This is a genomic window from Streptomyces sp. NPDC048751 (assembly GCF_043198595.1).
Lineage (GTDB): Bacteria > Actinomycetota > Actinomycetes > Streptomycetales > Streptomycetaceae > Streptomyces.
On sequence record NZ_JBICUX010000005.1, the window covers coordinates 52,531 to 66,939 of the forward strand.

General features: G+C 71.5%; 13 protein-coding genes. 10 read left to right on the forward strand and 3 right to left on the reverse strand.

Going from position 1 to position 14,409, the window contains the following annotated elements; all coding sequences use genetic code 11:
- Positions 1-78 precede the first annotated feature (78 nt).
- From ACGFNV_RS17585 to ACGFNV_RS17595, 3 genes are all read left to right on the forward strand, one after another.
- Complete coding sequence (locus ACGFNV_RS17585; RefSeq protein WP_393623419.1) at positions 79-684, forward strand: YdbC family protein; 606 nt, start codon at positions 79-81, stop codon at positions 682-684.
- Positions 685-809: 125 nt separating this feature from the next.
- A complete protein-coding gene (locus tag ACGFNV_RS17590; protein WP_393623420.1) occupies positions 810-1,469 on the forward strand; it encodes a histidine phosphatase family protein in 660 nt (219 codons plus the stop codon).
- A 12-nt stretch (positions 1,470-1,481) separates the two neighbouring features.
- The gene (locus tag ACGFNV_RS17595) at positions 1,482-2,387 is read left to right on the forward strand and encodes an ADP-ribosylglycohydrolase family protein (RefSeq protein ID WP_393623421.1); all 906 of its coding nucleotides are present in this window, start codon (positions 1,482-1,484) and stop codon (positions 2,385-2,387) included.
- A 347-nt stretch (positions 2,388-2,734) separates the two neighbouring features.
- On the opposite strand, the gene ACGFNV_RS17600 is transcribed toward ACGFNV_RS17595, so the two are convergent.
- Positions 2,735-4,282 carry an MFS transporter gene (locus tag ACGFNV_RS17600; RefSeq protein WP_393623422.1) on the reverse strand — a complete coding sequence of 516 codons (1,548 nt, stop codon included), beginning with the start codon at positions 4,280-4,282 and terminating at the stop codon, positions 2,735-2,737.
- Between the two features lie 177 nt (positions 4,283-4,459).
- Here ACGFNV_RS17600 and ACGFNV_RS17605 point away from each other — a divergent pair, with 177 nt between their 5' ends.
- The 3 genes from ACGFNV_RS17605 to ACGFNV_RS17615 all read left to right on the forward strand — a co-directional run bounded on the left by ACGFNV_RS17605 (position 4,460) and on the right by ACGFNV_RS17615 (position 6,578).
- Positions 4,460-5,074: a TetR/AcrR family transcriptional regulator gene (locus tag ACGFNV_RS17605; protein WP_393623423.1), complete on the forward strand. Its 615-nt coding sequence runs from the start codon at positions 4,460-4,462 to the stop codon at positions 5,072-5,074.
- A 92-nt stretch (positions 5,075-5,166) separates the two neighbouring features.
- On the forward strand, positions 5,167-5,868 hold the full coding sequence (locus ACGFNV_RS17610; protein WP_393623424.1) for a ribonuclease HII: 702 nt from the start codon (positions 5,167-5,169) through the stop codon (positions 5,866-5,868).
- Between the two features lie 68 nt (positions 5,869-5,936).
- Positions 5,937-6,578, forward strand: coding sequence for a hypothetical protein (locus tag ACGFNV_RS17615; protein ID WP_393623425.1), 642 nt, complete (start codon positions 5,937-5,939; stop codon positions 6,576-6,578).
- Between the two features lie 441 nt (positions 6,579-7,019).
- Here ACGFNV_RS17615 and ACGFNV_RS17620 read toward each other — a convergent pair whose 3' ends face one another.
- Positions 7,020-7,640, reverse strand: coding sequence for a hypothetical protein (locus ACGFNV_RS17620; RefSeq protein WP_393623426.1), 621 nt, complete (start codon positions 7,638-7,640; stop codon positions 7,020-7,022).
- A gap of 375 nt (positions 7,641-8,015) precedes the next feature.
- Between ACGFNV_RS17620 and ACGFNV_RS17625 the strand changes: the two genes are divergently transcribed.
- The 4 genes from ACGFNV_RS17625 to ACGFNV_RS17640 all read left to right on the forward strand — a co-directional run bounded on the left by ACGFNV_RS17625 (position 8,016) and on the right by ACGFNV_RS17640 (position 13,282).
- A complete protein-coding gene (locus ACGFNV_RS17625) occupies positions 8,016-10,175 on the forward strand; it encodes a DEAD/DEAH box helicase (protein WP_393623428.1) in 2,160 nt (719 codons plus the stop codon).
- Between the two features lie 223 nt (positions 10,176-10,398).
- Positions 10,399-10,773, forward strand: coding sequence for a Zn-ribbon domain-containing OB-fold protein (locus ACGFNV_RS17630; protein ID WP_393623430.1), 375 nt, complete (start codon positions 10,399-10,401; stop codon positions 10,771-10,773).
- Between the two features lie 56 nt (positions 10,774-10,829).
- Positions 10,830-12,050, forward strand: coding sequence for a CaiB/BaiF CoA transferase family protein (locus tag ACGFNV_RS17635; RefSeq protein ID WP_393623431.1), 1,221 nt, complete (start codon positions 10,830-10,832; stop codon positions 12,048-12,050).
- 53 nt (positions 12,051-12,103) lie between these two features.
- Positions 12,104-13,282: an acyl-CoA dehydrogenase family protein gene (locus ACGFNV_RS17640; protein WP_393623433.1), complete on the forward strand. Its 1,179-nt coding sequence runs from the start codon at positions 12,104-12,106 to the stop codon at positions 13,280-13,282.
- Between the two features lie 145 nt (positions 13,283-13,427).
- Here the strand turns inward: ACGFNV_RS17640 and ACGFNV_RS17645 are convergent, their stop codons facing one another.
- Positions 13,428-14,360, reverse strand: coding sequence for a LysR substrate-binding domain-containing protein (locus ACGFNV_RS17645; protein ID WP_393623435.1), 933 nt, complete (start codon positions 14,358-14,360; stop codon positions 13,428-13,430).
- Positions 14,361-14,409: the final 49 nt, after the last annotated feature.

Consider the following 14,409-nt stretch of genomic DNA (forward strand, 5'->3'; position numbering starts at 1 on the left):
CGCACACGCGCGCGTGTGCGTGCCCGCTCTCGGCCGGAGAGTGACCAGCGCCACGCCCGCTGGCCTTACGATGGCGCGGTGCTGGTCAAGTGGATTCGCTGCACCGTGGTGGACCGCCGCGGCTTCGAGCGGGGGCAGCGAAAGTGGGCGGGGCTTCCGGGGGAGCCGGGTTTTCGGGGACAGGGCGGGGGCTGGAGCAGGGGCCGGCCCTCCGTGGCGCATGTCTTCGCCTTCTGGGAGAGCCGTGCCTTCTACGACTCCTTCATGGCCCGCTCCCACGACCGGCTCGCCGCGGCCCAGTCGGGCACCTTCAAGGACGCCCAGGTCAGACTGTTCGACTACCGCTTCGACGTGAAGACCGGCTTCGAGCCGCGCTTCACGGACGCCGACCTGCTCCGAGTGGCCCTGTGCCGCGTCCACGAGGAACGCGCCGAGCACTTCACCCTGATGCAGGAGAAGGTCTGGAACCCGGCGATGGCCGGCTCGCCCGGCATGATCCGCGGACTGTTCGCCGAGGCGCCGGGGCACGAGTTCCTGGTGCTGTCGATGTGGCGCTCCGAGGCCGAGCACGGCAAGTACCGCACCGAGCGGGTGGAACGGCTCGCCCTGCGCGCCCAGACGGAGGCCGACATCGCCTCCCTCACGGGCGACATCGTGGAACTGGAGCCCACCTGGACGGTGTGATCCGGACAGTCCGGACGTGTTTTCGCGCGTTCCCGTGTGCCCTGTGGTGCAGGAACTGTGTGACCTACGCCGTATGGAAGCCGTACGAGTGCTCCAGGACCCGTCAACCGATCTAGGGTTTCGGCATGGCACGACCACGGCGCATCGTCCTTGTCCGGCACGGGGAGTCAACGGGCAATGTTGATGACACCGTCTACGAGCGTGAACCCGACCACGCCCTGGCGCTGACCGCGCGGGGCCGGCGGCAGGCCGAGGAGACCGGCAAGGAGTTGCGGGAGCTGTTCGGCCGGGAGCGCGTCAGCGTGTACGTCTCCCCGTACCGCCGTACGCACGAGACCCTCCAGGCCTTCCACCTCGACCCCGACCTCATACGCGTGCGCGAGGAGCCGCGGCTGCGCGAGCAGGACTGGGGGAACTGGCAGGACCGTGACGACGTACGGCTGCAGAAGGCCTACCGGGACGCCTACGGTCACTTCTTCTACCGCTTCGCCCAGGGGGAGAGCGGGGCTGACGTGTACGACCGGGTCGGTGGGTTCCTGGAGAGCCTGTTCCGCAGCTTCGAGGACCCCGACCATCCGCCGAACGTGCTCCTGGTGACCCACGGCCTGGCCATGCGGCTGTTCTGCATGCGCTGGTTCCACTGGACGGTCGCCGAGTTCGAGTCGCTGGCGAACCCGGGGAACGCCGAGATGCGGATGCTCGTTCTGGGGGAGGACGACAAGTACACGCTGAACCGGCCGTTCGCACGCTGGCGAGACCCGGAGCCCTATGGGATCACCGGATAGAGTGGCAGGGCGATGACCGCTGACTCCTCACCCGACGGGCGCCTGGACCGCGCCCTCGCAGCCCTGCGCGGACTGGCGGTGGGGGACGCGCTGGGCTCGCAGTTCTTCGTTCCCGCGAACTATCCGCTGCTCAAGCGGCGTGAGCTGCCGCCCGCGCCCTGGCAGTGGACGGACGACACGGAGATGGCCGCTTCGGTGGTCGCGGTGCTGGCCACCCACCACCGCATCGACCAGGACGCGCTGGCCCGCTCCTTCGCCGAGCACCACGACTTCGACCGCGGGTACGGCCCGGCGGTCAACCGGCTGCTGCGGCTGGTCCGGGAAGGCGGCGACTGGCGCGAGCTGGCCTCCGCCCTCTTCAAGGGGCAGGGGTCCTGGGGCAACGGCGCGGCCATGCGGATCGCGCCCCTGGGCGCCTGGTACGCGGACGACCCGGAGCAGGCGACGCATCAGGCGGAGATCTCGGCCTACCCCACGCACCAGCACCGCGAGGCCGTGGTCGGCGCCATGGCGGTCGCCGCCGCCGCTTCCCTGGCCGCGGCCCCCGGCGGCCCGCCCAGGGCCGAGGCACTGCTCGACGGCGTGATCGCGCTGGTCCCGAAGAGCGCCGTCGGCGCGGGTCTGCGACGCGCCCGCGACATGCTGGACTACGACGACGCCTCCACCGTGGCGGCCGTCCTGGGCTGCGGACGGCGTACGAGCGCCCACGACACCGTGCCCTTCGCCCTGTGGTCGGCCGCGCGTGCCCTCGGTGACTACGAGGAGGCGTTCTGGACGACCGCCCAGGTGGGCGGGGACGTGGACACGACCTGCGCCATCGTCGGCGGGGTGCTCGCCGCGGGGAAGGCGGGGGCGCCGCCCGCCGCGTGGGTGGAGCGGACCGAGACACTGCCGGAGTGGGTGCCGGGGTCCGTCTGACACCCCACCGACCGCCTTGGAAACTCTCTGTGCTCGGCGGGAACTCTGCGTGACCGGCCGTCCGTTGTCCTGGCAACCGCTGTGTGACGGCTGAGTGCTCACCAGCGGGGACGGGGTGTGAGCGGAGTCGGGGGGTGGTGTCGATGCGTTTCTGGCTGGTTGTCGCCGTGCTGGCGGCCGTATGGGGCATGCAGTCGGGCGTGGGGCCGGCGACGGGCAGGGTGTCCGGCGGCCGGCCGCCATCCCCCTGGAGGCGCACGGGCCGGCCCGGCCGCCGTGGACGCACCCCCGTGGCGCCCTACGACAAGCCCTTCGGGCCGGTCCGCTGCGCTGCCCCTGTCCTTCCGTCAGCCGGCCATCGGACCCGCCGTGCCGGACAGGGCTTCCAGGTCGCTCTTGCGGACCCGGATCACCACCCAGGCGGTGACCAGGGCCAGCGCGGCCATCGCGGCGGCGGGCACGAACGCCGAGGAGATGCCGTGGGCGAGCACCTCGTGCCCCCAGGGGGCGGGCAGCTGGTGCGTCCGTGCGAACTCCGCCTTCTGCTCCGCCGAGGCATGGGCGAGGAAGTCCGGGAGTTGCTTCTCCGCCTCGTTCTTGCCGGCCGTGCCGAAGACCGTCGTCAGGATGGACAGCCCGAGCGAACCACCCACCTGCTGCGTGGCGTTGAGCAGTCCGGACGCGGCGCCCGCGTCCTGCTGCGCGACCCCGGCGACCGCGGTGACCGTCACGGTCACGAAGTTCAGTCCCATGCCGAAGCCGAACACCAGCATCGGACCGAGCACCCCGCCGGCATACGAGCTGTCCGGGCTGATCAGGCTCTGCCAGGCGAGCCCGACGACCACCAGCGCCGAGCCCGCGAGCAGGAAGGGCTTGGGGCCGAGCGTCGGCAGGAACCGCTGCGACAGCCCCGCGCCGACCGCGATCGCGACCGTGACGGGAAGGAAGGCCACACCCGACTTGATGGGGCTGTATCCCAGCACGTTCTGCACGAACAGCACGATGTAGAAGAACATCCCGAACATCGCAGCGGCGAGGCTCAGCATGATCACGTAGGTGCCGGAGCGGTTGCGGTCGGCGAACATCCGCAGCGGGGTGATCGGCTCCTTGGCCCGCATCTCGGTGAACACGAAGGCCAGCAGCAGCACCAGCGCGACCCCGAAGGACCCGAGGGCCAGACTGTCGCGCCAGCCCTCCTCCGCCGCGCGGATGAAGCCGTAGACCAGGGACGCCATGCCCAGCGTCGACGTCAGCGCACCCGCGATGTCGAAGCGGCCGGGGTGTCGCTGGGACTCGCTGATGTAGAGCGGTGCGAGCGCGGCGATCAGTACACCGATGGGCACGTTGACGAAGAGCACCCAGCGCCAGTCGAGCCACTCGGTGAGCATGCCGCCCGCCAGCAGGCCGATGGCCCCACCGCCCGCCGAGACGGCCGCGAAGACGCCGAAGGCGCGGTTGCGTTCCGGGCCTTCGGGAAACGTGGTGGTGATGAGCGCCAGGGACGTGGGCGAGGCTATCGCGCCTCCCACGCCCTGCAGGGCCCGCGCGGCCAGCAACTGCCAAGGCTCCTGGGCGAGTCCGCCCAGCAGCGAGGCGAAGGTGAAGAGCAGGATGCCCGCCATGAACACTCGTCGGCGGCCGAGGATGTCCCCCGCCCGGGCGCCGAGCAGCAGCAGGCCGCCGAAGGTGAGCGTGTAGGCGCTGACGACCCAGGTGAGGTCGGTGGTGCTGAAACGGAGTGCGTCTTGAATGTGCGGCAGAGCGATGTTCACAATCGTCGCGTCCAGCACCACCATGAGCTGGCAGGCCGCGATGACGGTGAGAGCGATGCCGGGATGACCCTCCCTGCGGGCCGCACCTGGCTTCTGATCATTGATCAACTGAGAGGTTGTCACTATGGGTCCCCCACAAGTGCGTTAGTGAACGCTCGCGTTCACTGTCGCGTCAACGGTAGTGACTCCCCAGTAGTGAACGCAAGCGTTCACTCGCATTGTCGCCATGGGGCGCGTCGCCGTGCGGCGCGTCCCCGATCCCCGGAACACCCCCTCCCTCTGCTCGCTGGAGACGCCCAGATGGTTACTTCACGCTGGACGGCCGCCCCCGCTCGGGCGGCCTCCCCCCGCCGGCGTGGCGCCGTGCTCGAACGCGCGATTCTCGATGCCGCGCTCGAGCAACTCGGTACGGTCGGTTGGAACGGCCTGACGATGGAGGGCGTCGCCGCGGGCGCCCAGACCGGCAAGGCCGCGGTGTACCGGCGGTGGCCGTCCAAGGAGGACCTCGTCGCCGACGCGTTGGAGGCCGGGCTGCCGCGACTGGATACGGCGCCCGACCTCGGGAGCGTCCGTGCGGACCTGCTGGAGCTGTGCCGTCAGGCGCGCGACGCGATGTTCTCGCGCCCCGGCTTCGCTCTGCGATCAGTCATTCACGAATGCGACCCCAGTCAGGTGGAGCGGTTCCACAACGTGATCTTCGGAGGGGTGGTCGAGCCCACCGTCAGGCTTCTCCGGGAGGTCATCAACCGCGGAATCGAGCGTGGAGAAGTGCGATCCGATGCGGTGAACGGCTATGTCTGCGACGCCATCCCGGCCATGATGATGTACCGCTCCAAGATTTGTGCGAGCGAATGGAGCGACCAGGATCTCGCGGAGATGATCGACCAGCTGATGCTGCCGCTGCTGCGCCCCTGACCGAGACGGAGCGCAGCCGATGAACGCCCCTGTGGCTGCTGGGGGAAGCCGGGTGTCGCGCGGGGTTCCCGGCGGCGTACGCTAAGGGCGCCATGCCGTACGAACCACCTACCCACACCGTCGAGCGCTCCCTCCGAGCCACGACCGGAGCGAAGATCATTGCCGGTGTCGACGAGGTGGGGCGCGGTGCGTGGGCCGGTCCTGTCACCGTCTGCGCGGCGGTCACCGGACTGCGCCGACCCCCCCAAGGCCTCACCGACTCCAAACTCCTCACCGTGAAGCGGCGCAACGAACTCGCCGTGGAACTGGAGAAGTGGGTGACGTCGTACGCCCTGGGCCACTCCTCCCCGGAGGAGATCGACAGCCTGGGGATGACGGCGGCGCTGCGGCTCGCCGCGGTGCGCGCACTGGACGCCCTGCCCGTCCGCCCCGAGGCGGTGATCCTCGACGGCAAGCACGACTACCTCGGTGTCCCCTGGAAGGTCCGCACGGTCATCAAGGGGGACCGGTCGTGCGTGGCGGTCGCGGCGGCCTCGGTGATCGCCAAGGTTCAGCGCGACAAAATGATGGCCGAACTGGGTATCGACCATGCAGACTTCGGTTTTGCGGACAACGCCGGGTATCCGTCGCCCGTGCACAAGGCCGCACTGGAGACGCGGGGCCCCACCCCGTACCACCGGTTGTCGTGGGCGTATCTTGATGCGCTGCCCCAGTGGCGGCACCTCAAGAAGGCCCGCACCTGGGCGGACGGAAGCGTTCCGGAGATCGAGGGTCAGCTCGGCTTCGATTTCTGACGATTCCGCTCGCACTGATGTGCCACCCACTGGCGCGAGCCGCACCAATGTTTGATAAATAACATCCCATGCCTCTCATTCCCGAGGAGCCTCAGATTCACGAGAGTGCCCAGGGTCCCCGCGCCACTCCGGCCAGTGGCCGAACCGCGCCGACCCCTCGCCCCGTACCCGGCCCCCGCCCCGCGGCGCCGCCGCGCCCCGGTCGCCCCGGCCCTGTGCGGCCCGCGCCGCCGGTGCAACGCGCGCCGCGCGACGGGGTCGCCGCCAAGCCCGAGTCCTCGGGCCCGGCCACTCCGGCCGCTGCCACCCAGACCTCCGCGACCCCGCAGGTTCAGCTGATCCCCGCCTCGGCCGAGGGTGCCCTCGACGCCGCCGAGGAAGCGGTGGACCTGCTCCTCGACTCGGGGCGTGCCCCCGGCGAGGTGCTGGTGATCACCACCGGCGAGCAGCACCCGTGGGCCACCCACGAGCTGTCCTTCGGTGAGACCTCCTACTGGGCCCAGCACGACGCCCGCGACGACGTGTTCTACGCCGACGCCGCTGTCGTCGGCCGGGCCACCTCCCGCCCCGTGGTCGTCGTCGCCCTCAATGGCGGCCCCGACACGGTGGCTGCGGCCGCTCTGCCCCTGGCCCTCGGCCGGGCCGGCGCCCTGCTGATCGTCTGCGGTGACCCGCAGCAGATCAACGCGGTGCTCGGCGCGGGCGTCTGAGCCGATTCCGTAGGCCCGGGCGCGGGGGTGCCCGGGGTGACGGGGGTGCCGCCGTGGGGGTGTCTGCACGGCGGTGCTTTTGGCATGCGCGGACGGTGGGGGCGTAGGCGCCGACGTGTTCGGCGTGCAGGCGGGCCGCCGTCGGGCCTGAGCGCGCCCGCCGGGACGAGACCGCGACGCGCCCCGCGATGCCGCCTGGCGTGGTGTGGAGCGGTGGTGCGGTGCGGCCGAAGGGGGCGTACGGCACGGCTCAGGCGGTCATGTGGCTGGCTCGGACGGTCGTGTGCTTGGCGCGAGGGCGGTTCGTGCGCGCCGTAGCCGGCGGGAGGGCCGTACGGCGAGCCCATGGGAGGCCGGGGCCCATGCCGCACGCAAGGCGGCCCTGTCATCCACCGCAGGCGCCGACGAGGTCCGGAGCGCCCGCGGGGCTCCGGTGGCCTCTCAGCGGGCGGCCGCCCGGCGCAGCACCTCGGAAGCGGCACCGCCGGTGCGGGGCAGTGGCGGCGGTGCCTCGGATATCGCGAAGGGCTCCGGCGAGGAGTCCGTGTTGGGGCTGCGGCCGCCACGGCCCTCGCCCAGGACCTGCCAGCCGTCACGGGTCAGCGTGATGTACGCCCCGCAGCGCAGCCCGTGCAGTGTGCACGCGTCCCGCAGGCCCCACATCCACGCGCCGTCCTCCTCCGTCCAGCGCTGGTCGCCCTCACGGCAGTACAGCAGCACGGCGGTGCGCACCGGGGTGCGGCGCCGCAGATCGTGGGGGATCACCCGGCGCAGCTGGGCCAGCAGCGCGTTGCGGGACATCCAGCCGTCCGCAGAAGACGCGCGCCGGACGAACGAGGCGCTCGCCCGGACCCGTTCGTCCTGGTCGAGCACGGCCACGATCGCCGTCGCCGGCTTGGGGTGATGCCGTGAGTGCAGCCCGCTGACGACTTCCCGGGGGTTGCGCAGCAGCGGGATGCCCGCGGCGGCCCACTCCGCGGGCTCGAGCAAGCGGTTGGCGGAAGCGGCGGACGCGGACGTAGACAGCGATGCCGCCGAGGACGGCGCGAATCCGAAGGTCACGTTCCTCCCTTCGGCTACGGCCCACACAGCGGGCGGGTCGGATTCGGGGGAGCGCACACCGCAGCAGAGCCCTACGTCATCAACGGACGGGCCTCGCGGGGAGCGGACCTCAATTCTTCCTGTCGAACTGGGATGCGGCAACGAGCAATTGGGGCCACCGACGGTTATGCGGTGGTGCGTGGCTTATATCCCTACCCCGCGGTCGACCAGGCACGCATCGGCCGGCAGCGCACGGCGCGTGCGTGCCCGCAGCGCCGACCGGCCGCCCACGCGTCGCGTCCGCCGTGAACCACAGTAGACGCATGGACCCCTGGCGATCCCTGCGTCACGCTGAGTGAGCTGGCCCGCGCCCGGCGGTTCGGGTTGCATGGAGGCATGGACAACCTGGAGCTCCGTACTGAAGCCGATGCCGTCCTCGCTGAGCTGGTCGGTGCCCCGGGGGGTTCGGCCCGGCTGCGGGAGGACCAGTGGCAGGCGGTGTCGGCCCTGGTGGAAGAGCGTCGGCGTGCCCTGGTGGTGCAGCGCACCGGCTGGGGCAAGTCGGCGGTGTACTTCGTCGCCACCGCGCTGCTGCGCCGGCGTGGATCCGGCCCGACGGTGATCGTCTCGCCCCTGCTGGCGTTGATGCGCAACCAGGTCGAGGCGGCGGAGCGGGCCGGGATCCGGGCGCGCACCATCAACTCGGCCAACCCGGAGGAGTGGGACAGCATCCACGACGAGGTCGAACGCGGCGAGACGGACGTTCTCCTCGTGAGCCCGGAGCGCCTCAACTCCGTGGATTTCCGGGAGCAGATGCTGCCCCGGCTCGCGGCCACGACCGGCCTGCTGGTGGTCGACGAGGCGCACTGCATCTCCGACTGGGGGCATGACTTCCGGCCGGACTACCGCCGACTGCGGGCGATGCTCGCCGAGTTGTCGGCCGGGGTGCCGGTGCTGGCCACCACCGCGACCGCCAACGCGAGGGTCACCGCGGATGTGGCCGAGCAGTTGGGTACCGGCGCCGGTGAGGCCCTGGTGCTGCGTGGCCCGCTGGAGCGGGAGAGCCTGCGGCTGGGTGTGGTCCGGCTGCCGGACGCCGCGCACCGGTTGGCCTGGCTGGCCGAGCACCTGGACGAGCTGCCGGGATCCGGGATCATCTACGCGCTGACGGTGGCCGCGGCCGAGGAGGCCACCGCCTTTCTGCGGCAGCGCGGTTTCCCGGTGGCCTCGTACACGGGGCGCACGGAGAACGCGGACCGGCTGCAGGCCGAGGTCGATCTGCTGGAGAACCGGGTCAAGGCGCTGGTGGCGACCTCGGCGCTCGGGATGGGTTTCGACAAGCCGGACCTGGGCTTCGTGGTGCACCTCGGCTCGCCGTCCTCGCCGATCGCCTACTACCAGCAGGTGGGACGTGCGGGCCGCGGGGTGGAGCATGCCGATGTGCTGCTGCTGCCGGGCAAGGAGGACGAGGCCATCTGGCGCTACTTCGCCGACACCGCCTTCCCGCCCGAGACCCAGGTCCGCCAGACCCTCTCCGCCCTCGCGGACGCGGGCCGGCCGCTGTCCGTGCCGGCCCTGGAGGCCGTGGTCGATCTACGGCGCACCCGTCTGGAGACCATGCTGAAGGTGCTCGACGTGGACGGCGCGGTCAAGCGGGTGAAGGGTGGCTGGATCTCGACCGGCGAGCCGTGGGTCTACGACTCCGACCGGTACGCCTGGGTCGCGCGGCAGCGCGCTGCCGAGCAGCAGGCCATGCGCGACTACGTGAGCACGTCCCGGTGCCGGATGGAGTTCCTGCGGCTCCAGCTGGACGACGAGGGCGCGGTGGCGTGCGGCCGGTGCGACAACTGCGCCGGGGCGTGGGCCGATTCCTCCGTCTCGGCCGAGACGCTCACGGGGGCGGCGAAGGAACTGGACCGCCCGGGCGTGGAGGTCGAGCCGCGCCGGATGTGGCCGACGGGGATGCCCGCCCTGGGCATCAACCTCAAGGGCCGCATCCCGGCAGGGGAGCAGTGCTCCACCGGGCGTGCCCTGGGGCGGCTCTCGGACATCGGCTGGGGCAACCGGCTGCGCCCCCTGCTGGCCGAGAACGCGCCCGACGGTCCGGTACCCGACGACGTCCTGCGGGCGGCGGTCGCCGTCCTCGCCGACTGGGCGCGCTCCCCGGGCGGTTGGGCGCCGAACGTTCCGGACGCCTCCGCCCGTCCGGCCGGAGTCGTGGCCGTGCCGTCCCTGACCCGCCCCCAACTGGTCGGCTCCCTCGCCCAGGGCATCGCGAACATCGGCCGCCTCCCCCTGCTGGGCACCCTGACCTACACGGGGCCGAACGGCGCGCACGCCGCCCGCCGCAGCAACTCCGCCCAACGCCTCCGCGCCCTGTCCGGCGCCTTCACCGTCTCCGACGAACTGTCCGCCGCCCTGGCTGCCTCGCCCGGCCCCGTCCTGCTGGTGGACGACTACACCGACTCCGGCTGGACCCTCGCCGTCACGGCCCGCCTGCTCCGCCAGGCAGGCAGCGACCGGGTCCTCCCACTGGTCCTTGCAGCGGCCGGCTGAAGCCCGGAAGCCTGAAGGGTCCACGCCTCGGCGACACACGAGAGTAACGCCGGAAAAGGGGCTCTGACCTTCGGGAACGGAGCGTTTTCCGCGCACAAAGATGCGTCAGCACGTCGTTGACCGGTGATTCTCGGCGGGGCCAGAGTGATGGGGACATCGGATTCCGATCACCTGATTCCGATCACCTGTTTCCGGTCAGCGAACCTGCGTGCAGGAGGACGCGATGCTCCCGACAGACACCCGTGAACCCACCGAGGCGGCGGGCCGGCGTGAACTCTTCTTCCAGCGCTGCCGCTGGTGCGGTACTCCGGCCTACCGGCGCTCGTTCTGCCGTGCCTGCGGGTCCCTGGCTTTCGACCGGGAACGCAGCGCGGGCGTGGGAGTCGTCGTCCGCCGTAACGGCCACGCCCAGCAGAACACATGGTTCGTCGCGATGGACGAGGGCTTCAACCTGCTCTGCCAGGTCACCGGGACGGCGCCGTTCGTGGTGGCGGTGGATGCGCGGGTGGCCCTCGTAGGGGCCGTCGCGCCCTGCGGCGAGGGCCTTCCCGTCGTCGAAGTCACCCGCCCGGCAACGCCCCTGACGCCCTGGTGGTGACGGGAACCGGCTCCGGTGGAGTCGCGGTCGGGCGGAACGATCACTGAGGAGGGCGCGTGAGCACGCAGGACAACGCACCGGACCGACGGGCCGGTGCACCCGACGGGACGGGGCGGGGCGCGGGCGCGCTGGGCGCCCTGCGTATCGCCGACTTCTCCCGGGTTCTCGCGGGGCCCTACGCCACCATGCTCCTCGCCGACCTCGGCGCTGACGTGATCAAGGTCGAGCGGCCGGGAACCGGGGACGACACCCGGGCCTGGCACCCCCCGGCGGACCACGACGGCACGTCGACGTATTTCCTGAGCGTCAACCGGAACAAGCGGTCGGTCGTCCTGGACCTGACCACAGAGGCCGGCCGCGAACAGGCACGGGCCCTGGTCGCCGAGTCCGACGTGGTCGTGGAGAACTTCCGCCCCGGCACGATGGAGCGGCTGGGCCTCGGCCACCAGGAGCTCCGTGCCCGGCATCCGGCACTGATCTACTGCTCGATCAGCGGTTTCGGCAGCGGCGAGGGCGCCGCGATCCCCGGATACGACCTTCTCGTCCAGGCCGTCGGCGGCCTGATGAGCGTGACCGGCACCATGGACGGCGAACCGGTGAAGGCGGGTGTGGCCCTGGTCGACGTGATCACCGGACTGCACGCCTCGCTCGGCATCCTCGCGGCCCTCCGGCACCGGGACGCCACCGGGGAAGGGCAGCTCGTGGAGGTGAACCTGCTCGGCTCGCTGCTGTCGGCCCTGGTCAACCAGGCCTCGGCGTACGCCGTCGCCGGTGTCGTCCCAGGGCGCCTGGGCAACGCACACCCGAGCATCGCCCCGTACGAGACCCTCCCGACGGCGGACCGCCCGATCGCCCTCGCGGTGGGCAACGACAAGCAGTTCGCGGCGCTCGCCGAGGTCCTCGGGGACCCCGGCCTGGCGTTCGAGGACCGCTTCCGCACCAACGCCGACCGGGTCGCCCACCGCGCCGAGCTGCGGGAGATCCTCACCCGGCTGCTGAGCACCGAGGGCGCGGACCGCTGGTCGACCGTCCTGCTGGCCGCAGGAGTGCCGGCCGGGCCGGTCAACGGCATCGACGAGGCGTTCGCCTTCGCCCAGCGGCTGGGCCTGCCCGGCATCGTCGAGATCCCCGCCGCGGCGGCCGACGGAGACAGCGGCAAGCCCTCCCGCCAGGTCGCCCATCCCATCACCCTGAGCGGAACACCCGCGCGGTACCCGCTGCCCCCGCCACGGCTGGGCCAGCACACCGAGGAGATCCTCCGTCCCCCGAACCCCTGAGCCCCGAACCCCCGAAGACCCGAAGACCCAAACATGATCACAAGGAGCCCCCTATGAGCGGCAGGCCGATGAAGGACCCCCTCGAACTGCTCGACATCGCTTCCGTCCTCACCGACGAGGAGCGCGAGATCCAGGCCACCGTCGCGAAGTTCCTCGCCGACCGGGTACGCCCGCACATCGGCGAGTGGTTCGAGAACGCGCACTTCGCCCGCGAACTGGCGCCCGAACTCGGCAAGCTGGGCGTCCTCGGTATGCACCTCGAAGGCTATGGCTGCGCAGGCACCAACGCCGTCAGCTACGGCCTCGCCTGTCTGGAGCTGGAGGCCGCCGACTCCGGCTTCCGCAGCTTCGTGTCCGTGCAGGGCTCGCTGTCGATGTTCTCCATCTGGAAGTGGGGCTCGGAGGAACAGAAGCAGGAGTGGCTGCCCCGGCTCGCCGCCGGTGAGGCGATCGGCTGCTTCGGCCTGACCGAGCCCGACTTCGGCAGCAATCCGTCCGGGATGCGCACCCGGGCCGTGCGTGACGGTGGGGGAGACTGGATCCTGAACGGCTCCAAGATGTGGATCACCAACGGCGGCATCGCCGATGTGGCCACCGTCTGGGCGCAGACCGAGGACGGCGTCCGCGGCTTCCTCGTACCACGCGGGACGCCCGGGTTCACCACGCAGGACATCAAGCAGAAGATGTCGCTGCGTGCGTCCATCACCTCGGAGCTGTACTTCGACAACGTACGGCTGCCCGACTCGGCCCGGCTGCCGCACGCCGAGGGCCTGCGCGGTCCGTTGTCCTGCCTGAACGAGGCCCGCTTCGGCATCCTGTTCGGCGCGGTCGGCGCGGGCCGCGACTCGCTCCAGGCGGCCATCGAGTACGCCGACTCCCGCGTGCAGTTCGACAAGCCGATCAGCGCGTTCCAGCTCACCCAGAAGAAGCTCGCCGACATGACCGTGTCCCTGGGCAGTGCCGCACTGCTCGCCGTCCATCTGGGCCGGCTCAAGGACCAGCACCGCATCCGCCCCGAGCAGATCAGCGTCGGCAAGCTCAACAACGTCCGCGAGGCCATCGCCATCGCGCGGGAGTGCCGCACCATCCTCGGCGCCAACGGCATCTCCCTGGAGTACTCGCCGCTGCGCCACGCCAACAACCTGGAGTCCGTCCTGACGTACGAGGGCACCAGCGAGATGCACACCCTGGTCGTCGGGCAGGCGATCACGGGTCAGGCGGCGTTCCGCTGACGGGCGGGATCTGAGGCCGAAGGAGACGGCGGCCGCCCAGGCCGCCGTCTCCTTTCATGGGCCCCGGCTCCGCGCTCGACGCCGTCCGCAAGCTGCTGGCGACGGGCGGTGACCGGGGCCCTCCACATCTGTGAGGGTGCAGGTCTCAGCCGGCCGTCGCCGTGGCGGCCGCGGCCTCCCGCAGGCGGTGGATCACGCCGCGTACGGCGGGTGAGCGTTCGCCCCTGCGGTAGGCGCCCACGAGCCGGGTGGTCAGCGGTACGTCCGCGAGAGGGCGGTAAGCCACTCCGGGGATGTGGACCCGCCGCAGTGAATCGGGGACCAGGGAGACCGCGAGTCCGCCGCCCACCAGGGTCAGCGCCGCGATGAAGTCCCGTACCGGGGGAGCGCACAGCGGGGTGAAACCCCCGCGCTCCGCCACTTCCAGGATCTGGTCGCGGCAGCCGTACTCCTCGTCGAAGTGCGGGGCCACGAAGCACTCGTCGCGCAGGTCCGCCGCCGGTACCGCCTCGTACGCCGCCAGCGGCGCCCCTGCGGGCAGGGCGAGGACGACCTCTTCGGTGAGCAGGCAGGTGGCCATGACCTCGGGTGGGTACTCCGGCCGCCAGCGCAGGAAGCCGACGTCGATGTCCCCGCAGGCCAGCGCCTCCAGTTGGGCCGGTGTCTCCAGCTCGCGCACCTGCACCGTGAGTTCCGTGCCGGGGGCCGCGCAGCGGGTGAGGACGTCGGTCAGCACCCCGGAGAACGCGGCCGAGGCGACGTACGCGATCTGGGCGTGCCCCAGTTCACCGCGCCCGGCCCGCCGGCCGACCGCCTCGGCCCGGGCGACCTGCGCGAGGGTCAGTCGCGCTTCGTCGAGGAACAGCTGCCCGGCACTGGTGAGCGCCGGGCGGGTGCGTCGGCCGCGGTCGATCAGTCGCACACCCAGGTGCGACTCCAGCGCCCTGATCTGGGCGCTGAGCGCCGACCGCGCCAGATGCAGACGATCCGCGGCCCGCGCGAAGTGCAGTTCCTCCGCGACGGTGACGAACGATTCCAGCCAGCGCAGTTCCATCGGCTCCTCCGTTCTGCCGGGCATGCGCCGACGAGCGCACAGGCTGAGCGCACGGGCCGAGCCCACAGGCTGT

Bases quoted from the DNA above. Each gene is read 5' to 3' on its own strand.
- ACGFNV_RS17590 (WP_393623420.1), top strand. From the start codon at position 810: ATGGCACGACCACGGCGCATCGTCCTTGTCCGGCACGGGGAGTCAACG.
- ACGFNV_RS17595 (WP_393623421.1), top strand. From the start codon at position 1,482: ATGACCGCTGACTCCTCACCCGACGGGCGCCTGGACCGCGCCCTCGCA.
- ACGFNV_RS17605 (WP_393623423.1), top strand. From the start codon at position 4,460: ATGGTTACTTCACGCTGGACGGCCGCCCCCGCTCGGGCGGCCTCCCCC.
- ACGFNV_RS17610 (WP_393623424.1), top strand. From the start codon at position 5,167: ATGCCGTACGAACCACCTACCCACACCGTCGAGCGCTCCCTCCGAGCC.
- ACGFNV_RS17615 (WP_393623425.1), top strand. From the start codon at position 5,937: ATGCCTCTCATTCCCGAGGAGCCTCAGATTCACGAGAGTGCCCAGGGT.
- ACGFNV_RS17625 (WP_393623428.1), top strand. From the start codon at position 8,016: ATGGACAACCTGGAGCTCCGTACTGAAGCCGATGCCGTCCTCGCTGAG.
- ACGFNV_RS17630 (WP_393623430.1), top strand. From the start codon at position 10,399: ATGCTCCCGACAGACACCCGTGAACCCACCGAGGCGGCGGGCCGGCGT.
- ACGFNV_RS17640 (WP_393623433.1), top strand. From the start codon at position 12,104: ATGAGCGGCAGGCCGATGAAGGACCCCCTCGAACTGCTCGACATCGCT.
- ACGFNV_RS17645 (WP_393623435.1), bottom strand. From the start codon at position 14,360: ATGCCCGGCAGAACGGAGGAGCCGATGGAACTGCGCTGGCTGGAATCG.